The sequence below is a fragment of the Pseudomonas kermanshahensis genome (genome assembly GCF_014269205.2).
Lineage (GTDB): Bacteria > Pseudomonadota > Gammaproteobacteria > Pseudomonadales > Pseudomonadaceae > Aquipseudomonas > Aquipseudomonas kermanshahensis.
This window is the reverse complement of sequence record NZ_JABWRY020000001.1, coordinates 1,446,248-1,466,420: the sequence shown is the minus strand read 5'-3', so window position 1 is coordinate 1,466,420 and position 20,173 is coordinate 1,446,248. Positions and strand designations below refer to the sequence as shown.

Here is a 20,173-nt window from a genome sequence, read left to right as displayed (position 1 = left end):
GCCTCGGCACTTGTCCGGTGCAAGTCAAGCAAAGCCAAAGAAGCGATTGAAACAGTCTGCGATAAGGGCCGCGCCCTGCTCATCGTTCAGGTGCAGGTGATGCCCCCCGGGCAGCGTCACCTGTTCAAAGGGTAGCTGCTCCAGCAACTCAGTGTGGCGCGCCAGCATGCCGTCGGCGGCCACCACCAGGCAGGCCGGGCAACTCACCCGCCCGACAAAGGCCATGGCTTGCGCATGGCTCAGGCGAACAGGGGACGGCAAGGTCAGGCGGCTGTCGCTGCGCCAGCTGTACCCCCCCGCTACCGGCATCAGCCCACGCTGGGCCAACAGTTCGGCTGCCTCGCGGCTGACGGCGACCATACCCTTCATGCGCGCCTGCACGCCCTGCTCCAACGCTGGGTAGACGGATTTACGTTTGCCATCCAGGCGCAACTGCGCCTGCAATGCCATGCCCAGGCGTTCACCGGCGTCCTGCTCGGCCCCGGTGGGCGGAATGACGCCATCGATCAGCGCCAGGTGGCTGACCCGCTCCGGTAAGGCGCCCGCCAGTTGTACCGAGATGATCGCCCCCAGTGAATGGCCCAGCAAGGCAAAGCGCTGCCAACCCAACTGCTCGGCCACCCGCAACACATCGTGGGCGTAGTCGGCCAGCGCATAACTGGCGCCAGGCGGGCGATGCTCCGAGTAACCATGGCCCGCCAGGTCCAGGGCGACGATGCGCAGGCCCTGCAACCGCGGCGCCAGCCGGGCGAAGCTGTTGGCGTTGTCCAGCCAGCCGTGCAGGGCAATCACCGGCAGCCCATCCTCAGGGCCGAACAGGTGCGCAGCCAGTTCGATATGGCCCAGGCTCAGGCGGATTTCTTCCATGTGCGCGCTCATTCGTGGCTCCAACGGTCGAACAGGCCCTTGATCAGGCTGGCGGTGTCGGTCGGGCGTTCCAAGGGGAACATATGCCCGCACGGCACGCTGTGGTACTCGCCTTTGGCCATGCCGCGCACGGCCAGCGTGTGGTGCCGGCGGATCACGTTGCTGCGCTCGCCGCGCACCATCGCCAGTGGTACCTGCAGTTGCCGGGCAGGCGCTGGGCTGGCGTGGGGGATGCTGCGGTAGATACTGATCTCGGTAGCCGGGTCGAAACGCAGGCGCAGCCCTTCTTGCGCGGGCTCCAAGCCATGCTCCAGGTAGGCTTCCAGGCAGTCGGGGTCAAAGTGGCGGAACAAGCGTTTGCTGGCAAAATAGTCCCGTGCGCTGTCGCGATCGGCAAACGCCTCGCGCCGCCCCAAAGTGCGGCCGGCCGGGGTGATGCGGTCGATAAAGCCAAAACGCTTGGCAGTGCGCAGCAGCCACTGATCGGCGCGGGTCAACACCGGCGAGTCGAGCATCACCACCCCGCGGTAATACTCGGGGCAACGCAAGGCGGCATGCAAGTGCAATACCCCGCCCAACGAATGGCCAACCCCCCAGACCGGCGCGTCCTGCTGCGCCAGGTGGTGCAGCAGTTCATCGACCAGGTTCTGCCAGTTTTCATTCACCGGGAAGCGCGGGTCGTGGGCATGCTGGGGCAGGTGGTGAACGTGATAGTCCGGCGCCAGGGCAGCGAACAGCTTGCCGTAGGTGGCAGACGGGAAACCATTGGCGTGGGCAAAGAAGATGTGCTGCGACATGGCGCCTGGTCCGGACGGTGGGAGGATGGCCCATTGTCGGCATCGCGGGGCCGCTCGGCAATGTCCGGAAAGGTCATCGGCGAGGGCTATCAGGTCATCGGGTACGCACAAAACTGGCCAGCGAACGCTGCAGGCAGGCCTGCATATAGGCCAGCTGGCTCTCGAGCACTTCACGCGCCAGGCACTGGTCCTCATAGTCGAGCTGCAATCGGCGCAGCGCCAGGCAACTGGTCTGCAGCAAGCGGGACACCCGCAGGCAGGCTTCCTGCAGCTCGCCCAGGTCGTCTTTAGCATCGCCCACCTTGCCCATCAGGTGGTAAAGCTTGGCGTCGGCCGAGTCGCGCAACACGCTGTACTGGGCAAAGTCCAGCACCACGCCTTCCTGCACTTTGTCTACTGTGGGTTGCAAGTCCAGTGAACGTAACAGCGCTTGCATATCACCCTTCATCAACTGCTCCCTGCCTGGCCACTCATTCGATGTGGCGCCACGCTAGCAAGCGGTCGAGTGAAGCGGCAACTGGCAGAAATGCCAGTTGCCAAGCGGCGTCAGGCTGGCGAACTGATTGCGCGCAAGGTCATCAGGCCTGCCAACGGCCACTCCCCTTCCAGCTCCGCCAGGCTGGCGGTGCTCATGGGCGCCGGTTGCTGTACATGGCCATGCTCCAGGGCACAGACCAAGGCCCCCACCAGTGGTTGGTGGCTAACCAACAGCACATGCTCCAGGCCGAGCTTTTCGATTTCACCGATCACCTGCTGCACATTGCTGTCCGGCGTCAGCCAGGCCACGGTGCGCACTGGCTCGGGGAAATCCAAGGTGTCATGCACCAGCGCTGCCGTTTGCTGGGCACGGACATAAGGGCTGGCGATGATGGCCTGCAACGGCTGCCCAAGCAGGCGCGCGGCACTGTGCAGCACCTGCTCGCGACCATGGCTGGTCAGACGGCGTTCGGCGTCGCTGTTGGCCCGAGGCTCTGCCTCACCGTGGCGCAGCACCCACAGCTTCACAGCTTGGGCTCTTCGTCACGCACCGGGTGCGGCGCGGGTGCCACAGCATGGGGCGCCTCACCTTCCGGGGCGCGCGGGGCTGGCCAGTCGGCGAATGGCCAAGGCTTCTGGTCGCTGTGGAAGCTGCCGAAGCGGCCGATCTGCGCCAGGTACTGGCTGAGGCTATCGCCGAAGTTCATCAGGCTGGCGCTGGGGGCGCCGTAGATCAGGCGGTAGATCAGCTGTACCAGCACCAGGCCGCCCAACAGCAGCTCGGCCAATTGCCAGGCCACCAGAAACACCAACATCCACAGCACCCGCAGGATGATCGACTCGCGCTGGGCGCGTTCGGGCGTATCGTTCATGTGTCGCTCCTTGTTCGGGCCGAAGCCGCTGACGGCTTAATTAAAACCACTGATAGAAATGAAATCGACGTCGGTCTTGGGCTCGGCGCGCATCAGGTGCTCGATCACCTGGTTCAAGGTACGGCCCTCGAACAGGATGGCGTGCAGGCCCGCCACCAGCGGCATGTACACCTGAACTTCCTGCGCCTTGGCCTTGAGCACCTTCAGGGTGTTCACCCCTTCGGCCACTTCGCCCAGGCGATTGACGGCCTGCTCCAGGCTCAGGCCTTGGCCCAGGGCGTGGCCGACCTGGTAGTTGCGGCTCTTGGGCGAGGAACAGGTAACGATCAGGTCACCGACACCGGCCAGGCCCAGGAAGGTCATGGGGTTGGCACCCTGGCTCACGGCGAAGCGGGTCATTTCGGCCAGTGCACGGGTGATCAGCATGCTCTTGGTGTTCTCGCCCATGCCCAGGGCCACGGCCATGCCGGCAATAATGGCGTAGACGTTTTTCAGTGCCCCGCCCAGTTCGACCCCGAAGCGGTCGGCACTTGCGTAGACGCGGAAGGTACGCCCGTGCAATACGGCCTGCACCTGTTGGCAGAGTTGTTCGTCTTCGCTGGCGACCACGGTGGCGGTCAGCGCATGTTCGGCGATTTCACGGGCCAGGTTTGGCCCCGACAGGACGCCGATGCGGGCTTGAGGTGCGATTTCTTCGATGATCTGGCTCATCAGCTTGAAGCTCTGCGCCTCAATGCCCTTGGTCAGGCTGACCAGCCCCTTGCCGCGCAACAACTCGGCATGGGGCGCCAGCACGCTGCGCAAGGCGCTCGACGGCAAGGCGACAAACACCAGGTCGCAGGCCTGCAAGGTGGCCAGCAGGTCGTTGACCGGCTCTACGCCGTCGTGCAGGCGAATGCCTTTGAGGTAGCGTGGGTTCTCGCGGTTGACACGCATGGCCTCGGCCTGCTCGGGGTCGCGCATCCATTGGCGCACCGGCACACCGTTTTCCGCCAGCAGGTTCGCCACGGCGGTGCCGAAGCTGCCGCCTCCCAGAACTGCAACAGGCTGCTGTTCAGTCATATCTAATCCGTTAAAGCCAAAAGTTAAGTGGCGACGCTGCATTATACGGTGCGTATTCGACAGGGCCAGTGCCAGCGCCTACGAAAGGGCCGGCAAGGAAACCCAGATCACTGGCAAAAGCCCTGCGGTCGGTTAACATGCCTGTTTCATCCCTGAAACAAGGTCGTACCGTGTTCCCAGGCACGCCTCCTTACCCGCGTCTTCTGCTTCTGACTGCCCTGCTCGGCGGCCCGGCCATGGCCGACGATCTGTTCATCGACAACGCCGACCTGCCGCAGGTTCTGACCGCCACCCGGCTCAAACAATCCCCGGCAGCGGTCCCTGGCAGCATGACGGTGCTCGACAGTGAGCTGATCCGCGCCAGCGGCGCCCGCGATATCCCCGAACTGCTGCGCCTGGTGCCGGGCATGATGATCGGCTACGGCGCCGGCAACCAGCCGACGGTCAACTACCATGGCAGCAACGTCAACGATGCGCGGCGCATGCAGGTGCTGATCGATGGCCGCTCGGTGTACCGCGCGGGCCTGGCGACGGTGGACTGGAGCGACATCCCCCTGGCCATGGAAGACATCGAGCGCATCGAGGTGTTCCGCGGCCCCAACACAGTCAGCTATGGCGCCAACGCCTTGATGGCCGTAGTCAACATCCTCACCCGCAACCCGGCGGACAGCCATGGCACGCGCCTCAAGGTCACCCGCGGCGAGGATGGCATCAACGATTTCTACGCCAGCCATGGTTTTGGCTGGGATGGCGGCGACATGCGCCTGTCGGTGTCCGGCCAGCAAGACGATGGCTTCGATCAGGACCAGTACGGCCAGGACTACCGTGACAGCCGCCGCCTCACCCGCTTCAACCTCAGCGCCAGCCACACCCTGGCCCCCGACCAGACCCTGGAATGGCAATTGGCGGCCAAGGAAGGCAGCAACCAGCGCCCCTATACCTACCAGCCGGTGTTCCCCTACGTCACCGAGCGCGGCGACAACACCGACGCCAACGCCAAGGATTACGCGGGTTCGGTACGCTGGAACATCGACTTCAACCCCGAGCACAGCCTTTACGTCCAGGGTTCGGCCCAGCACTTCGACCGCCAGCAAGTCTGGCGCGCCTGCGATGCGGCGCTGTCGTTCAGCCCAGAGCTGACCCGCCTGTGGCAGTTGAACCCGAACTTTGCCGAGCTGGTGGCGCGCGGCGCAAACGATCCACCGCGCAGCAGCAACCCCGAAGAACAGGCGCTGGTCGATGCCATCAAGGACCAGTGGAACAACCAAGGTGGCCGCGATGTGGTCTGCGGCGATGTCGACCAGAGCACCCGCGAAACCCGCTACGACCTGGAAATCCAGGACACCCTGAGCCTGACCGACAGCCTGCGCCTGCTCAGCGGCATGAACTACCGCTATGATCGTGCCGACTCGCAGACGTACTTCAATGGCAGCCTCGTCGACCAGACCTGGCGCCTGTTCGGCCAGTTGGAATGGCGGGCCGACGAACACTGGATCATCCAGGGCGGGGCGATGTTCGAAGACGCGCGCCTGTCTGGCAGTTCGCTGACCCCACGGGTGGCGGTCAACTACTTGATCACCCCGCGCCATGGCCTGCGTGCTGTCTATTCCGAAGCGGTACGCTCCCCCGACATGTTCGAGAACAACGTCAACTGGAGCTACACGGTCAAAAACCTCAACCCCAGTGCGTTTGGCCAGCCGCACGGTGAGTATTTCGTCAAGACCCGCGGCCCGGGCGACCTCGAGCAAGAGCGCATGCGCTCGCGCGAACTGGGCTACAACGGCTATTTCAGCGACATCGACCTGAGCATGGATGTGAAGCTGTTCTACGACGAGATCACCGGAATGATCAGCGAGCCTTTGAAGAACAACCAGTACATCGCCAGCAACAGCAACAAGGCGCGCTTTACCGGCAGCGAGGCGCAACTGGACTGGCGCCCCACCCTGCGTGACCGCCTGCGCGTGACCTACGCCTACGTCGACGCCTGGGCCAGCAACCCCGACGACCGCCGCCTCAGCGCCCGCAACAGCGGCTCGGCGGGCTGGATGCGCGAGTGGGGCGACGGCTGGTCGAGTGCGCTGTTCTACTACGGTGACGATGCCCTCAACCAGTACCGCTACGAGCGCCTGGACCTGCGCCTGGCCAAGCGCTTCCGGGTGCAGGGCAGCAACCTTGAGCTGGCGGCGCTGTGGCAACAGCGCCTGGACGATGAGCCCACGACTGCGCTGCAAAACCGCTACGACAGCCGCCACCGCCTGAGTGTCAGCGCGGAGCTGGAGTTCTGATGGCCCGCCTGCTGCGCGTGCTGCTGCTTTGCCTGTGGCCCCTGGGGCCGCTGTCCGCCGGTGAAATCTTGCTGGTCGGTGGCGAGGATCAGCCCGGCATTCGCAGTTTCGTCGCCGCATTCGAAAGCCATCGCCCGCATGATCGGGTGCGCTTCCAAACCACTGCCGACTTGCCCCGCCCAAGCCAGCTCAAGGCCGATCAACGCCTGGTGCTGCTTGACAGTGCCGCGCTGGACTGGCGCCTGAGTGAAAACGCCGGGCCACCAGCATTGGCCATGCGCGTCAGCCGAGTACAGGCTGAACAGCGCCTGGGAAAGTCGCGCCCCCCCTTCCTGACGCTGCTGTGGAGCGACCCGCCCCTGGCCCGGCAACTGCGCCTGGCGCGCTACCTGCTGCCTCAGGCGCAACGCATCGGTGTGCTTTACGGTAGGCAAAGTGCCTTTTTGCTCGATGAACTGCGCCATGCCGCCCGCCCGCTGGGCCTGGAGATCATTGCCCAGGACTGGCCCGACCAACGTGACAGCCGGCCCTTGCAACAGCTGTTAGGCAACAGCGATGTACTGCTGGGCCTCGACGACCCCGCTCTGTACAACCCCAAGACGGCGAAAAACCTGCTGCTCAGCAGCTACGGCCGGCAAATGGCGTTGATTGGCCCAAATGCCGGCTTCGTTCGCGCAGGCGCCCTGGCCAGCACCTACAGCGACCAGGACGACTGGCTGGCCGTGCTCGACCATTTGCTCGACCAGCCACCCGCGCGCTGGCCGCGAAGCCTTTACCCGGCGCGCTACGGCGTCAGTGGCAACCAGCAGGTGGCACGCGCCCTAGGCCTTGAACCGATCGACCCGAACGCCGCTGCCAAGGCCCTGGCCGAAGGAGAATCCACCCCATGAGCAGACGCCTGAGCTGGGACATCCACACCCGCACCCAGATCATCAGCCTTGGCCCGGCCCTGCTGCTGACCTTGCTGCTGATCAGCTTCTTTACCTTCGTGCGTATCCAGGACTTGCGCCAGGAACTCAACCACACCGGCCAACTGATCGCCAACCAGCTGGCGCCCGCCTCCGAATACGGGGTTATCTCGGGCAACAACGAGGTGCTCGAAGGGCTGATGCGCGCCACCCTGAGCATTCCGCACGTGCGCTTTCTCGAAGTGCAGGACAGCCGCAACCACATCCTGGTCTACGTCGAGCAGTCCGACGAAAGCGCCAACCGCGCACAGCAGGTGGAAGTGTTCCAAGCGCCGATCCGCCTTCAGCAAATTCGCTTGGACACCGACTTCCTGCAGCCCGGCAACACCTCCACGCCGGCCATTGGCGACGACTACCTGGGGCGGGTGATCGTCGGCATGTCCGATGACGCCTTCAGCCAGCGCCAGCAGGAAATCGTCATCAAGGCGGGCATCCTGGCCTTGTTCGCCCTGCTGTTCACCTTCCTGCTGGCCCGCCGCCTGGCCATGAGCCTGGCCAAGCCGATCAGCGACATGGGCCACGCGGTCAAGGCCATTCAGCAAGGCGAGTACAACACGCCCCTGCCCGTGGTGGATGACAGTGAACTGGGCCATCTGGCGCACCACATCAACAACCTGGCCAACGCCCTGGAGCAAGCCAGTGACGAGCAGAAGCGCGCCATCGCCCAGTTGACCCAGGCACGCGAGGAAGCCGAACAGGCCAACCGGGCCAAGTCGGACTTCCTGGCGATGATGAGCCATGAGCTGCGCACCCCCATGAATGGCGTGCTGGGCATGCTGCAATTGCTCGAAACCACACCGCTGACCAGCGAGCAGGCCGAGTACACCGCCGTTGCCAGCGAGTCCACCGGGCACCTGCTCAAGGTCATCAACGACATTCTCGATTTCTCGCGCATCGAACGCACCGCACTGGAGCTGGAGCGCATCGACTTCAACCTCGGCGAGCTGATCGCCAGCAGTGTCCAGTCGTTCCAGCACAGTGCCCAGCAACGTGGCCTTGGCTTGCACCTGAACATGCCGACGGGCATCGAGCACCTGAACGTGAACGGCGACCCCACGCGTATTCGGCAGATTCTGCTGAACCTTGTCGGCAATGCCCTGAAATTCACCGAGCAGGGCCAGGTGCAGGTCGAAGCGCGCTGCCAGGTGCTGGACCGCCAACTGCTGTGGTTCACCTGCAGCGTGCGCGACACCGGTATCGGCATCGACAGCGACCGCCTGGAAATGATGTTCGTCGCCTTCCAGCAGGCCGACAGCTCGATTTCCCGGCGCTATGGCGGCACTGGCCTGGGCCTGTCGATCGCACGTACGCTGGCCGAACGCATGGGCGGCAAGCTGCGCGGTGAGAGCCGCGAAGGCCTGGGCTCGACCTTTACCCTGGAAATGCCCTTGGCCCTGGCCGCACCGGCCCAGGCGCCACTGCCCGGGGCGGTGCGTGAACAGCGCCCACTTACCGGCAGCGAGCGGGTGCTGCTGGTGGAGGACAACCCGGTCAACCAAAACGTCATCGAAGCCATGCTGCGCAGCCTGGGGCTTGAGGTCAGCGTGGCGGCAGACGGTATCCAGGCGGTCGAACAGGTCAGCCAGCAACCGTTCGCCGCCATTCTGATGGACTGCCGGTTGCCGAACCTGGATGGCTATGAAGCCACCCAGCGCATCCGCCTGCTGCCAAACGGCATCCACGTGCCGATCATCGCCTTGACCGCTAACGCCTTGCAGGGCGACCGTGAGCGTTGCATGGCCGCGGGCATGGACGACTACCTGAGCAAACCCTTGCGCCGCACCGAGCTGCAGCGGGCGCTGCAACGCTGGTTACCCGGTCAGACAACCGCGACTGGCGATAAATGCTAAAGTGCGGCAGTCTTAAGGACTGGACAGGACGTTCTTCGGACCTGAAAATAGACGTTTCAGTGAACACCTGTACTTCTTTCGCCAGGTGCACTGTGACTTTCACCACAACGCAATAGTCTACCTGTAGGCTGCCGCCCCGGAGTCATCGCTTTTCGGGCCGGCCGGGAAGATTCATCCCCTGCCGCAGGGGGTTATTGAGGAGCTCGCATGACCAAACAACACGCCTTTACTCGGGAAGACCTGCTGCGCTGCAGTCGCGGTGAGCTGTTCGGCCCAGGTAATGCGCAACTGCCCGCGCCGAACATGCTGATGGTCGATCGCATCACCCATATCAGCGAAGAAGGCGGCAAGTACGGCAAAGGTGAATTGGTCGCCGAGCTGGATATCAATCCGGACCTGTGGTTCTTCGCCTGTCACTTCGAAGGCGACCCGGTGATGCCGGGCTGCCTGGGCCTTGACGCCATGTGGCAGCTGGTCGGTTTCTTCCTCGGCTGGCAAGGCCTGCCGGGCCGCGGCCGTGCGCTGGGTTCGGGTGAAGTGAAGTTCTTCGGCCAGGTATTGCCGACCGCCAAGAAAGTCACTTACAACATTCATATCAAGCGCGTCCTGAAGGGCAAGCTGAACATGGCCATCGCCGATGGCTCGGTCAGCGTCGACGGCCGCGAGATCTACACCGCCGAAGCCCTGCGGGTCGGCGTGTTCACCTCCACTGACAATTTCTAAGGGTTATTCGCATGCGCCGCGTCGTTATCACTGGTCTGGGCATCGTATCGTGCCTGGGCAATGACAAAGAGACCGTCACCGAAAACCTGCGTAACAGCCGTCCGGGTATCCGTTTCAACCCGGAATACAAGGAAATGGGGCTGCGCAGCCAGGTTTCCGGGTCGATCGACCTCAACCTTGAAAAACTGATCGACCGCAAGGTCTACCGCTTCGTCGGCCACGCCGCGGCCTACGCCTACCTGGCGATGCAGGACGCGATCAAGGACGCCGGCCTGACTGAAGAGCAGGTTTCCAACCCGCGTACCGGCCTGGTTGCCGGCTCCGGCGGCGCCTCGACCCTGAACCAGATGGAAGCGCTGGACACCCTGCGCGAGAAAGGCGTCAAGCGCGTCGGCCCATACCGTGTGACCCGCACCATGGGCAGCACCGTTTCGGCTTGCCTGGCCACGCCGTTCAAGATCAAGGGCCTGAACTACTCGATCTCCTCCGCCTGCGCCACCAGTGCACACTGCATCGGCACCGCGCTGGAGCAAATCCAGTGGGGCAAGCAAGACATCGTCTTCGCCGGTGGTGGTGAAGAAGAGCATTGGAGCCAGTCGTTCCTGTTCGATGCCATGGGCGCCCTGTCGACCAAGCGCAACGAAACCCCAGAACTGGCCTCGCGCGCCTACGACAACGACCGTGATGGCTTCGTCATCGCGGGCGGTGGCGGCATGGTGGTGGTCGAGGAGCTGGAGCACGCTCTGGCCCGTGGCGCCAAGATCTACGCCGAAATCGTCGGCTACGGCGCGACCTCCGACGGCTACGACATGGTTGCCCCAAGCGGCGAAGGCGCCATCCGCTGCATGCAGCAGGCGCTGTCCACCGTCGACACCCCGATCGACTACCTGAACACCCACGGCACCTCGACCCCGGTCGGTGACGTTGCCGAGATCAAAGGTGTTCGCGCCGTGTTCGGCGACAAGGCACCGAAGATCAGCTCGACCAAGAGCCTGTCGGGCCACTCGCTGGGCGCCGCTGGCGTGCACGAGGCGATCTACTGCCTGCTGATGATGGAAAACAACTTCATCGCCGGCTCCGCCAACATTGACGAGCTGGACCCGGAGGTCGCCGACCTGCCGATCCTGCGTCAAACCGAAGAAAACGCCAAGATCGATACGGTCATGAGCAACAGCTTCGGCTTCGGCGGCACCAACGCTACCCTGGTGCTCAAGCGCTGGGAAGGCAAGTAAGGCCTTGATGCAGTAATGAAAACGCCCCGACTGGTTCGGGGCGTTTTCTTTTGTGTTACCTAGCCTTGGGCAACACAGCCAGAAAATTATCTTTGGCCACCTTGTGCGCCACCGCCTCCGGCAACGCATCCAGAAACGGCTTGAACCCGTGCATCTGCTCGCCAAGGCTCCCAAACTTGCCCACCACATCCGACCCGAGCATGAACCGCTCCGGGTAACGCTCTACCAACGCCACCCAAGCCTTGCGCGGCACACCCTTGTCATCCAGCAGATAAGGCTCGAGCACGCTCCACGACAGGTCGACATACAGGTTCGGGTAATCCTCCAACAAGCGCGTCAGCACCGGCAGCAGAAAGTCCATCTGCGTCTGATGCCGATGAATTTCCATGCTGCTGCCAGCATGCGCCCAGATGAAACGCGTGTGCGGGTGATTGCGCAGCGGCTCTTCGATTTCGGCTAGGTACAGTGGGTTGCGTTCACGCTTGGAGGTGATGTTGGAGTGCAGCAGCACTGGCAAGTCCCGCTCGGCCGCCAGGTGATAGATGCGGGTCATGGCCTCGTTGTTGGCGCGCGGGGTGTCACCGCTGGTCAACGCCGTCAGGTCGTCGTGGCGGGTGAACACCTCACCAATGCCCTGCCAGAGCCCAGGGTAGAGATCGAGCATGCGCTCGATATGGCTGACCGCGTTCTTGTCCACCGGGTTGAAGCCGGTCAGAAACGGATGAAAGCGCTTGCGCTGCGCTGCGGGCAGTTCTTGCACCGCTGCCGCCACGTAGGTATCGGTCGCGCTGTACCAATAGGCATCGGCGTCGTCCCCGGCGTAGTAGCGCGGGCGCTTGGGTTCGTCCTCATGCCATTTCTTGGCCACTGGAATACCAGAAATCATCGACTGCTCGATGCCGGCTTCATCCATGGCCTTGATCAAGGCCGGCATGCCCTCCGTCTCCTGGAAAAAGTCGACGTAGTGCAGGTGGGCGTCACTGTAGCGGTAATCACGCGCCTGCGCCGACAGGCACACCCCTGCGCACAACAACGCGCCAGCCAGCATTCTGGCGATCATGGGCAGCTTCCTTCTCCTGGTTCGAACAGGGTAGACCGACCGCCAAGCGCAGCAGTTCAGCCATGCCCGGCAAACCGCTATGCTTGGAGCACCTGCAACCTGCCTGGAGCCCCTCATGAGCAGCCCCCTGGTCATCCGCCCACGTGCCGAGTCGGTCGAGGGCCAGCCGATTTTTCGCCCGCTGCCCTCGGCCCAATGCCGCAGTGTCGGCCCTTTCGTGTTCTTCGACCATATGCTCGAAACGGACTACGCCCCAGGCCATGGCATGGACATACGCCAGCACCCGCATATCGGCCTGTCGACGCTGACGTACCTGTTCGAAGGCGAGATCCTGCACAAGGACAGCCTCGGCTCCGAACAGCACGTGAAGCCGGGCGATGTCAGCTGGATGACGGCAGGCAGTGGCGTGGCGCATGTCGAGCGCACCCCTGCCAGTGCGCTTGCCCGAGGCTCGCGGCTGCATGGCCTGCAGGTGTGGCTGGCGTCACCCCGCGCGCTCGAACAAGGCACGCCCCATTACAGCCATCACCCGGCGGCTAGCCTGCCGGTGAGCGATAACCTCGGTGTGCGCATTTGCATGATTGCGGGCAGTGGCTTCTGCCTGGAATCGCCGGTGCCCGTGCTCTCCCCTACCCTTTACGCGCATGTGCAGATGCAGCCCGCCACTGCATTGCGGGTACCTGATGAGCCAGTGCAACGGGCGCTCTACCTGCTGGATGGCGAGTTGATGCTCAATGATGAGGAGGTTGAGCCATGCAGCCTGGTGGTGCTGCCGGAGGGTGAGCAGGTGACGTTGTATGCGGAGGGTGAGTGCCAGCTGGTGTTGATCGGCGGCGAGCCACTGGATGGGCCGCGGCGGATGAACTGGAATTTCGTGGCGAGCGATCCGGCCTTGATCGAGCAGGCCAGGGTGAGGTGGGCTGCGGGAGATTGGCCTACGGTACCGGGGGAGACCTCGCGTATCGAGTTACCCAGATAAATGGGGGGCCGCTTTGCGGCCCAATCGCTGGCAAACCAGCTCCCACGGGTGCGGCGCTAGACTTGGAGGCTACACAGTTCGGGTGGGAGCCGGCTTGCCGGCGAAAGGGCCGCGCAGCGGCCCCCATGCACGGTCAGCGCTGGAACACTTCAGTCAGCAGATTGTGCATCGAGCGGAACGCCCGCTCCGATGTCTTGCGGTCGTACTGCATCTTGCCCGGTACATTGGCATTCGGGTCAGTGAACGAGTGCACCGCACCACCGTAGCTAAGCAGCTGCCAGTCGACCTTGGCCGCGTTCATCTCCTCCTCGAACGCCGGCAGTTGCTCCTTCGGCACCAGCGGGTCCGCTGCGCCGTGCAACACCAGCACCGAGCCCTTGATACGCTTGGCATCTTCAGGGTTCGGGGTGTCCAGCGTGCCATGGAACGACACCGCCGCCCTCAGGTCGGCGCCCGTGCGCGCCAGCTCCAACGCACAGCAACCGCCGAAGCAGAAGCCAAAGGTGGCCACCTTGCCAGGCTCCAGCAGTGCCTTCGACTGCGCCAGCAACTGCGACAGCGCTTCATTCATGCGCTTGCGCAGCTCGGCGCGGTCGTTCTTCAGTGGCATCATCGCCGCCCCTGCCTCGTCGGCATTGGACGGCCGCACCGACTGCCCATAGAGGTCGGCAATCAGCACCACATAGCCCTTCTCGGCCACTTCCTTGGCAATGCGCTCGGCACTTTCGCCAATACCCATCCAGTTCGGCGCCATCACCAGGCCAGGCTTAGGTAGCGCACCGGGCTCATGGACCAGACGGCTTTCATACGTTTTGCCGGACAGGTGATAAACCAGCGATTCGACGATTACCTTGCTCATCAAGCACTCCTTAAGGCTTCACCATGAAAAAAGCCCGCCGAAGCGGGCTTTCCTTTGCATCAACTCAAGCAGATAGCTCGACCAGCAGCTTGTTCAGGCGACGAACGTAGGCCGCCGGGTCTTTCAAGCTGTCACCGGCCGCCAGGGCCGCCTGATCGAACAGGATGTGCGACAGCTCGGCGAAGCGGTCTTCGCTCTGCTCGTTATCCAGCTTCTCGATCAGCGGGTGGGTCGGGTTGAACTCGAAGATCGGCTTGGAATCCGGCACCTTCTGCCCGCTGGCTTCGAGGATCTGACGCATCTGCAGGCCCAGGTCCTGTTCGCCGATGGCGAGGATAGCCGGCGAGTCGGTCAGGCGGTGGGAAACACGCACCTCGGCAACGCTTTCACCCAGCGCGCCTTTCAGGCGCTCGACCAGCCCTTCTTTGTCCTTGGCGACTTCTTCCTGGGCCTTCTTGTCTTCCTCGGAGTCCAGCTTGCCCAGGTCCAGGTCGCCGCGGGCAACGTCGACGAAGCTCTTGCCGTCGAACTCGTTGAGGTAGCTCATCAGCCACTCATCGATACGGTCGGTCAGCAGCAGGACCTCGATCCCTTTCTTGCGGAAGACTTCCAGGTGCGGGCTGTTCTTGACCTGCGCGTAGGTCTCGCCGGTGAGGAAGTAGATCTTGTCCTGGCCTTCCTTGGCGCGGGCCAGGTAGTCGGCCAGGGCGACGCTCTGCTCTCCGCTGTCGTCATGGGTGGAGGCGAAGCGCAGCAGGCCTGCGATTTTCTCTTTGTTGGCGAAGTCCTCGGCCGGGCCTTCCTTCAGCACTTGGCCGAAGTTCTTCCAGAAGCCCTTGTACTGCTCAGGCTCGTTCTTCGCCAGTTTCTCCAGCATGTCCAGCACGCGCTTGGTCAGCGCGGTCTTCATCGAATCGATGATCGGGTCTTTCTGCAGGATCTCGCGCGATACGTTCAGCGACAGGTCGTTGGAGTCGACCACGCCTTTGATGAAGCGCAGGTACAGCGGCAGGAACGACTCAGCCTGGTCCATGATGAACACGCGCTGCACATACAGCTTCAGGCCACGCGGTGCTTCACGCTGGTACAGGTCGAACGGCGCGCGGGCCGGCACGTACAGCAGCGAGTTGTATTCGAGCTTGCCTTCAACCTTGTTGTGGCTCCAGGCCAGCGGGTTTTCGAAGTCATGGCCGATATGCTTGTAGAACTCCTGATACTCCTCGTCCTTGATCTCGGTACGCGGACGGGTCCACAGGGCGCTGGCGCGGTTGACGGTTTCCCATTCCTCGGCTGGCTGTTCTTCGCCTTCGGCAGCGGCTTGCTCCTTTGGCAGCTGGATCGGCAGGGCAATGTGGTCGGAGTACTTCTTGACCAGGTTGCGCAGGCGCCAGCCATCGGCGAACTCCTGCTCGTCCTTCTTCAGGTGCAGGACGATGCGGGTACCGCGCTCTGGCTTGTCGACGGTTGCGACTTCAAACTCGCCCTCGCCTTTCGACGACCAGTGCACACCCTCGGAGGCTGGCTGGCCAGCGCGACGGCTGTAGACGTCGACCTTGTCAGCCACGATGAAGGCCGAATAGAAGCCCACACCGAACTGACCGATCAGGTGCGAGTCCTTCTTCTGGTCACCGGTGAGGTTCTTCATGAAGTCGGCGGTGCCGGACTTGGCGATGGTACCCAGGTGGGTGATGACGTCTTCGCGGCTCATGCCGATGCCGTTGTCGTCGAGCGTGATCGTACCGGCGTCCTTGTCGAAGCTCAGCCGAATGCGCAGATCCGCGCCGCCTTCGAGCAGGTCCGGCTTGGCCAGGGCCTCGAAACGCAGCTTGTCAGCGGCGTCGGAGGCGTTGGAAACCAGCTCACGCAGGAAGATTTCCTTGTTGGAATACAGCGAGTGAATCATGAGGTGCAGCAGCTGCTTTACCTCGGTCTGGAAGCCCAGGGTTTCCTTTTGTGTTTCCACACTCATGGTCTTCAAAACTCCGATCAGATGACAGTGGGCGCCTGGCAGCCGGTTCGGCCTGCGTTGATGGCGGATGTCATGCAGATGGGGGCTGCCCAGACGATTTCAAGGGCTTTTCCGGTTCGATCTTGAAATGCGCCCGCGCAGTGGCGATTGGCGACTGCCGATCACCCTGCCAGGCGGTGATGGCGACATTAGTCACCCGCCGCCCCTGACGCCACAGCTGGCACTGGGCATACGTGTCGCGAAAATGACCGGCGCGCAGGTAGTCGATGGAGAAGTCGATGACCTTCGGAATGCTCGCACTCTCGCTGAAGATCAGCAGGTACAGCGCTGCAGAAAGCTCCATGAAGCCTGCGATCACCCCGCCGTGGATCGCGGGCAGTAAAGGGTTACCAATGTTGTCCGCACTGGCGGGCAGTCGAAACAACAGGTCCTCGCCCTCGCGCTCGCATTCGATGCCGATCAAGCCGGCATAGGGAATCAACGCCAGCAGGGGCCGGTAGTCACCGACCGCATGGGCCGCATTGAGCTGTTGACGGATTTCGAGCGGGATCATGCGTCACCTTCCTTGAGCCGGTTGCCAAAGCCGAGGCCGCCCTTGACTTGCGGCCCCAGGCGCATGAACGTGCCTACCACCTGGCAGATCGGCCGGTCGGGGTCGTCCTGGTAGGCACTGCCGCGTGTGAAGATCACATCCCGGGTAACCCGATAACACTGGGCGTGGCCAAAGATGTCCTTGCCGGCTTCGGCCGCGTGCATGTAGTCGATGCGCAGGCCAGGGTCGGGCACACCTCGAATCGTGGCAGTGCACACAGGGTGGCCATGCCGCAGGTGGTGTCCAGCAACGTGGTCAACGCCCCGCCGTGCACCGCGCCGGTTTGCGGGTTGCCGACGATCGCAGGTGACCACGGCAGGATCAACGTCATGCCGTCGGCGTCGGCATGTGCCACACGCATGTGCAACAACTGACAATGCTTCAAGGCCGACAGAAAACGTTCAGCCATGGCTATCAAGCTTGAATCGCTCATCGCAAGTTCCAGGGCCGCTGATGCAACGGCATAAAAACGTTAAAAAGTCTATATAGAACGGGGGGTTATATATCTGTAACCTTCGCGGAACTTCTTCCTCGTAGTTGCACTCGAAGGAACAAGTCACTTATTCCACCAAGGAGATACACCCCCATGCGTAAACCTTTTGCTTTTGCTCTCATGCTGGCTGCTACCATGGGCCTGGCCGCTTGCGATAAAGCGAGCGAAGATAAAGCCCAGGACGCACAGCAACACGCTGAGCAAGCCCAGGAAAAGATGGGCGAGGCTCAGGATAAGATGAACGAAGCCGCCAAGGAAAACGCCGAAGCCGCCAAAGATCAGGCCGAAGCGCAGCAGAAGGCAGCTGAAGAAGCCGCTCCGTCGACGGAAGCAGCACCTGCTACTCCGGCCGAACCTGCCAAGCAGTAATCGGCGCGTACAAAAAAACCCGACAATGTCGGGTTTTTTTGTACCGGCAGTTTAAAGATTAAACGTTTCAGGCGCCGGAAACGGAACTTTCTTTAGCGGCGTCAATCGGCGCACTTTCCGTGGGCGTGTACACCATCACATCCAGCACATCGGAATGGAATTCGCGGCGGTACAGAATCAGCACTACGCCGACACTCATGCCCATAAATAACCACGGGCTGATAAACCAGCTCAACATGGCCATGCCAAAGTAATAAGCACGCAACCCGAAGTTGAACTGGTTGGCCGCCAGCGACAGCACCCTCGCCGCCCGTGAGGCAAATGCCTTGCGCTCCAGTTCATTGACCAGGCGCTCACCAATCATCGGCGCCGAACCGACCAGCACGGCTGCAAAGTTGTACTGGCGCATGCACCAGCTGAAGGTGAAAAAGGCATAGACGAACACGGTCGCCAGGCACAGCAGTTTGATTTCCGACATGCCCTGGGACGCCTGCTGCACCAAGGGCAGGTCAGCCAACAGCGACAGCGCCCGGTCCGAAGCGCCGAGCACAGTCAGAATGCCAGCAAGAATGATCAGCGTGCTGGAGGCAAAAAACGAGGCATTGCGCTCCAGGTTACCGATCACGCTGGCGTCAGCGATGCGGTTGTCGCGCAGCAACATGCGGCGCATCCAGTCTTCACGGTACAAGTGCAGCACGCTGGCCAGGCAGGCGGTGTCGCGGCCTTTCCAGATGGCATAGCGGGTATAGCCGCCCCAGCAGGCGACAAACCAGGCGATTGCCAGCAGGTTGTTGAGATTGCTTTGAATGAAGTTCATGCAGGTTTCCCGAAAGCCAGGTGCACAAGAGTAGAGACCGCATTTCGACGCCCGCAAGCCCGGAAAGACACACCGCTGTCACAAATTGTTTTTGCCTGCCCAGCCCATCGCCGGTGCACACAAACAAAAACCCCGCGCCCTTTCGGACGCGGGGTTTTCAGGTGAGAACCGCTGGCAGGCACCCTACGGCTTGTGGCCGGTGCCGCCCTCAGGCTTCAACCTATCAAGCCAGCGCTTCGCGCGGCTTGCCCAGCATGCGGTCGCAGACCACGGCAGCGGCCAGAGTCACCACCGACGGCACCAGCCAGGCCAGGCCTTGATCGCTCAGCGGCAGGTGTGCAGCGGCGTCCGGCAGGACATGCGCCAGGCTGCTGCCTTTGATCGCGTCGACAATACCGAACACCAGCGACACCAGCATGACCGGCGCAAGAATGCGCGTTGGCGAGTTCCACAGGTCCTTCACGAAGCTCAGGCCCACCACCACGATGCACGGCGGGTAGATCGCCGTAAGCACCGGGATCGAGAACATGATCAGCTTGGTCAGGCCCAAGTTGGAAATCAGCAGCGAGAAGCCCGCCAGGATCACCACCAGTGCGCGGTACGACAGCGGCAGAATCTGGCTGAAGTACTCGGCGCACGCGCAGGTCAGGCCAACCGCGGTCACCAGGCACGCCAGGGCGATCAGCACGGCCAGGAAGCCGCTGCCCAGCGAACCGAAGGTGTGCTGCACGTAGGCATGCAGTACGGCTGCACCGTTGGTAGCATCAGCCGCGATTTCGTGGCTGCCAGCACCCAGGCGGAACAGGCTGATGTACACCAGTGCCAGGCCTACACCCGCGATCAGGCCGGCGATGATGGCATAGCGGGTGATCAGCTTCGGCGATTCGACACCGCGCGAGCGGATGGCATTGACGATGACGATACCGAACACCAGCGCGCCCAGGGTATCCATGGTCAGGTAACCATCGGAGAAGCCCTTGGAAAACGCCGCGGCGGCATAGGCCGGTTGCGCTTCACCAATGGTACCGGCAGGCAGCGCGAACGCGGCGATGCCCAGCACGGCCAAGGCGATGATCTTCAGCGGTGCAAGGAAACGCCCCACGGTATCGAGCAGTTTGCCCGGATACATGGACACCGCCAGCACCACGATGAAATACACCAGGCTGTAGATGAACAACGCCAACGGGCTTTCACCGGTCAACGGCGCCACACCGACCTCGAACGACACGGTCGCGGTACGCGGCGTCGCGAACAGCGGGCCAACCGACAGGTAGCACACGGCGGCCAGCAGGCCACCGAAGAACTTGCCGATCGGGCTGCTCAGGGCATCCATGCCGCCACCGACCTTGGCCAGCGCGACCACGGTGATGACGGGCAGGCCCACGGCGGTCACCAGGAAGCCAAGGGCCGCCATCCACACGTGCGGGCCAGACTGCAGACCGACGATAGGCGGGAAGATGATATTGCCGGCGCCCACGAAAAGCGCAAACGTCATAAAGCCAAGCGCCAGGATATCCTGGCCTTTTAGAACTTTCATTTAAGGTAGTACCACACTGCTGAAATCGGGATTCGAGAGGGGATTTCCCTATGGATGAGGGAAATGCTGCCCGGCTTGGTGAGCCAGACCCGTTTAGCGTGTCGTTCCCTTTTGGGGGACGGGCACAGAGTGAACGCGTAGATTAACCGTTTTAACCGTTAAACGCACTGGCACAGTGCTGCTTGTCCGATGTGCGTATGTGTTTGTCGTCTGTGCGACCGGGGACGGGGTAATTATCGCTGCGGGGCGGAAAGTGTCTGTGTGAAAATCCCGATCATAGCTATCGAACATTCTTTGTTGCCTGTGTCGGCCTCTTCGCGGGGCAAGCCCGCTCCCACAGAGCCAAGGTAGCATCGGCCTTGTGG

At 62.6% G+C, this 20,173-nt stretch carries 19 protein-coding genes and 1 pseudogene; 7 read left to right on the top strand and 13 right to left on the bottom strand.

All coding sequences use genetic code 11. The features are described 5' to 3' along the window. Positions 1-24: 24 nt before the first annotated feature. From HU764_RS06780 to HU764_RS06755, 6 genes are all read right to left on the bottom strand, one after another. A complete protein-coding gene (locus HU764_RS06780) occupies positions 25-879 on the bottom strand; it encodes an alpha/beta hydrolase (protein WP_186703917.1) in 855 nt (284 codons plus the stop codon). Then, positions 876-1,664, bottom strand: coding sequence for an alpha/beta fold hydrolase (locus HU764_RS06775; protein ID WP_186703918.1), 789 nt, complete (start codon positions 1,662-1,664; stop codon positions 876-878). The genes HU764_RS06780 and HU764_RS06775 overlap by 4 nt, the downstream gene beginning before the upstream one ends. Before the next feature lie 94 nt (positions 1,665-1,758). Beyond that, the gene (locus HU764_RS06770; protein ID WP_186680887.1) at positions 1,759-2,100 is read right to left on the bottom strand and encodes a hypothetical protein; all 342 of its coding nucleotides are present in this window, start codon (positions 2,098-2,100) and stop codon (positions 1,759-1,761) included. Positions 2,101-2,210: 110 nt separating this feature from the next. Continuing rightward, a complete protein-coding gene (sixA, locus tag HU764_RS06765) occupies positions 2,211-2,669 on the bottom strand; it encodes a phosphohistidine phosphatase SixA (RefSeq protein ID WP_186680727.1) in 459 nt (152 codons plus the stop codon). Next, the gene (locus HU764_RS06760) at positions 2,666-3,013 is read right to left on the bottom strand and encodes a DUF4389 domain-containing protein (RefSeq protein ID WP_186703919.1); all 348 of its coding nucleotides are present in this window, start codon (positions 3,011-3,013) and stop codon (positions 2,666-2,668) included. The genes sixA and HU764_RS06760 overlap by 4 nt, the downstream gene beginning before the upstream one ends. 36 nt (positions 3,014-3,049) lie before the next feature. Next, positions 3,050-4,075, bottom strand: coding sequence for an NAD(P)H-dependent glycerol-3-phosphate dehydrogenase (locus tag HU764_RS06755; protein ID WP_027592857.1), 1,026 nt, complete (start codon positions 4,073-4,075; stop codon positions 3,050-3,052). A gap of 137 nt (positions 4,076-4,212) precedes the next feature. Between HU764_RS06755 and HU764_RS06750 the strand changes: the two genes are divergently transcribed. The 5 genes from HU764_RS06750 to fabB all read left to right on the top strand — a co-directional run bounded on the left by HU764_RS06750 (position 4,213) and on the right by fabB (position 11,133). Next, positions 4,213-6,360, top strand: a complete 2,148-nt coding sequence (locus tag HU764_RS06750; RefSeq protein ID WP_186680725.1) for a TonB-dependent receptor plug domain-containing protein — start codon at positions 4,213-4,215, stop codon at positions 6,358-6,360. Then, complete coding sequence (locus HU764_RS06745) at positions 6,360-7,250, top strand: ABC transporter substrate-binding protein (RefSeq protein ID WP_186703920.1); 891 nt, start codon at positions 6,360-6,362, stop codon at positions 7,248-7,250. Before HU764_RS06750 ends, HU764_RS06745 begins: the two co-directional genes overlap by 1 nt. Beyond that, positions 7,247-9,178, top strand: coding sequence for an ATP-binding protein (locus HU764_RS06740; RefSeq protein WP_027592860.1), 1,932 nt, complete (start codon positions 7,247-7,249; stop codon positions 9,176-9,178). The genes HU764_RS06745 and HU764_RS06740 overlap by 4 nt, the downstream gene beginning before the upstream one ends. A 207-nt stretch (positions 9,179-9,385) precedes the next feature. Further along, positions 9,386-9,901, top strand: a complete 516-nt coding sequence (gene fabA, locus HU764_RS06735) for a 3-hydroxyacyl-[acyl-carrier-protein] dehydratase FabA (protein ID WP_027592861.1) — start codon at positions 9,386-9,388, stop codon at positions 9,899-9,901. Positions 9,902-9,912: 11 nt separating this feature from the next. Then, the gene (fabB, locus tag HU764_RS06730) at positions 9,913-11,133 is read left to right on the top strand and encodes a beta-ketoacyl-ACP synthase I (RefSeq protein WP_186703921.1); all 1,221 of its coding nucleotides are present in this window, start codon (positions 9,913-9,915) and stop codon (positions 11,131-11,133) included. 55 nt (positions 11,134-11,188) lie between these two features. Here the strand turns inward: fabB and HU764_RS06725 are convergent, their stop codons facing one another. After that, entirely contained in the window at positions 11,189-12,193 is a 1,005-nt protein-coding gene (locus HU764_RS06725; protein WP_186680723.1) for an amidohydrolase family protein, read from the bottom strand. Positions 12,194-12,308: 115 nt separating this feature from the next. Between HU764_RS06725 and HU764_RS06720 the strand changes: the two genes are divergently transcribed. Continuing rightward, a complete protein-coding gene (locus tag HU764_RS06720; RefSeq protein ID WP_186680721.1) occupies positions 12,309-13,172 on the top strand; it encodes a pirin family protein in 864 nt (287 codons plus the stop codon). 133 nt (positions 13,173-13,305) lie between these two features. On the opposite strand, the gene HU764_RS06715 is transcribed toward HU764_RS06720, so the two are convergent. The 4 genes and pseudogenes from HU764_RS06715 to HU764_RS06700 all read right to left on the bottom strand — a co-directional run bounded on the left by HU764_RS06715 (position 13,306) and on the right by HU764_RS06700 (position 17,025). After that, positions 13,306-14,031 carry a dienelactone hydrolase family protein gene (locus tag HU764_RS06715; RefSeq protein ID WP_186703922.1) on the bottom strand — a complete coding sequence of 242 codons (726 nt, stop codon included), beginning with the start codon at positions 14,029-14,031 and terminating at the stop codon, positions 13,306-13,308. 64 nt (positions 14,032-14,095) lie between these two features. Continuing rightward, positions 14,096-16,000: a molecular chaperone HtpG gene (htpG, locus tag HU764_RS06710; RefSeq protein WP_186682535.1), complete on the bottom strand. Its 1,905-nt coding sequence runs from the start codon at positions 15,998-16,000 to the stop codon at positions 14,096-14,098. A gap of 70 nt (positions 16,001-16,070) precedes the next feature. Continuing rightward, entirely contained in the window at positions 16,071-16,553 is a 483-nt protein-coding gene (locus HU764_RS06705) for a PaaI family thioesterase (RefSeq protein ID WP_027592867.1), read from the bottom strand. Next, positions 16,550-17,025: pseudogene (locus HU764_RS06700) on the bottom strand (PaaI family thioesterase). Before HU764_RS06700 ends, HU764_RS06705 begins: the two are co-directional and overlap by 4 nt. Positions 17,026-17,178: 153 nt before the next feature. Here HU764_RS06700 and HU764_RS06695 point away from each other — a divergent pair. Continuing rightward, on the top strand, positions 17,179-17,454 hold the full coding sequence (locus tag HU764_RS06695) for a hypothetical protein (RefSeq protein WP_027592869.1): 276 nt from the start codon (positions 17,179-17,181) through the stop codon (positions 17,452-17,454). Positions 17,455-17,521: 67 nt separating this feature from the next. On the opposite strand, the gene HU764_RS06690 is transcribed toward HU764_RS06695, so the two are convergent. Next, positions 17,522-18,271, bottom strand: coding sequence for a DUF599 domain-containing protein (locus HU764_RS06690; protein ID WP_099428721.1), 750 nt, complete (start codon positions 18,269-18,271; stop codon positions 17,522-17,524). A gap of 223 nt (positions 18,272-18,494) precedes the next feature. Further along, positions 18,495-19,808, bottom strand: a complete 1,314-nt coding sequence (brnQ, locus tag HU764_RS06685) for a branched-chain amino acid transport system II carrier protein (RefSeq protein WP_027592871.1) — start codon at positions 19,806-19,808, stop codon at positions 18,495-18,497. Between the last annotated feature and the right edge of the window lie 365 nt (positions 19,809-20,173).

Excerpts from the sequence above, each read along its gene's own strand:
- HU764_RS06780 (WP_186703917.1), bottom strand. The coding sequence starts at position 879 with ATGAGCGCGCACATGGAAGAAATCCGCCTGAGCCTGGGCCATATCGAA.
- HU764_RS06775 (WP_186703918.1), bottom strand. The coding sequence starts at position 1,664 with ATGTCGCAGCACATCTTCTTTGCCCACGCCAATGGTTTCCCGTCTGCC.
- HU764_RS06770 (WP_186680887.1), bottom strand. The coding sequence starts at position 2,100 with ATGCAAGCGCTGTTACGTTCACTGGACTTGCAACCCACAGTAGACAAA.
- HU764_RS06760 (WP_186703919.1), bottom strand. The coding sequence starts at position 3,013 with ATGAACGATACGCCCGAACGCGCCCAGCGCGAGTCGATCATCCTGCGG.
- HU764_RS06755 (WP_027592857.1), bottom strand. The coding sequence starts at position 4,075 with ATGACTGAACAGCAGCCTGTTGCAGTTCTGGGAGGCGGCAGCTTCGGC.
- HU764_RS06750 (WP_186680725.1), top strand. The coding sequence starts at position 4,213 with ATGCCTGTTTCATCCCTGAAACAAGGTCGTACCGTGTTCCCAGGCACG.
- HU764_RS06745 (WP_186703920.1), top strand. The coding sequence starts at position 6,360 with ATGGCCCGCCTGCTGCGCGTGCTGCTGCTTTGCCTGTGGCCCCTGGGG.
- HU764_RS06740 (WP_027592860.1), top strand. The coding sequence starts at position 7,247 with ATGAGCAGACGCCTGAGCTGGGACATCCACACCCGCACCCAGATCATC.
- fabA (WP_027592861.1), top strand. The coding sequence starts at position 9,386 with ATGACCAAACAACACGCCTTTACTCGGGAAGACCTGCTGCGCTGCAGT.
- fabB (WP_186703921.1), top strand. The coding sequence starts at position 9,913 with ATGCGCCGCGTCGTTATCACTGGTCTGGGCATCGTATCGTGCCTGGGC.
- HU764_RS06725 (WP_186680723.1), bottom strand. The coding sequence starts at position 12,193 with ATGATCGCCAGAATGCTGGCTGGCGCGTTGTTGTGCGCAGGGGTGTGC.
- HU764_RS06720 (WP_186680721.1), top strand. The coding sequence starts at position 12,309 with ATGAGCAGCCCCCTGGTCATCCGCCCACGTGCCGAGTCGGTCGAGGGC.
- HU764_RS06715 (WP_186703922.1), bottom strand. The coding sequence starts at position 14,031 with ATGAGCAAGGTAATCGTCGAATCGCTGGTTTATCACCTGTCCGGCAAA.
- htpG (WP_186682535.1), bottom strand. The coding sequence starts at position 16,000 with ATGAGTGTGGAAACACAAAAGGAAACCCTGGGCTTCCAGACCGAGGTA.
- HU764_RS06705 (WP_027592867.1), bottom strand. The coding sequence starts at position 16,553 with ATGATCCCGCTCGAAATCCGTCAACAGCTCAATGCGGCCCATGCGGTC.
- HU764_RS06695 (WP_027592869.1), top strand. The coding sequence starts at position 17,179 with ATGCGTAAACCTTTTGCTTTTGCTCTCATGCTGGCTGCTACCATGGGC.
- HU764_RS06690 (WP_099428721.1), bottom strand. The coding sequence starts at position 18,271 with ATGAACTTCATTCAAAGCAATCTCAACAACCTGCTGGCAATCGCCTGG.
- brnQ (WP_027592871.1), bottom strand. The coding sequence starts at position 19,808 with ATGAAAGTTCTAAAAGGCCAGGATATCCTGGCGCTTGGCTTTATGACG.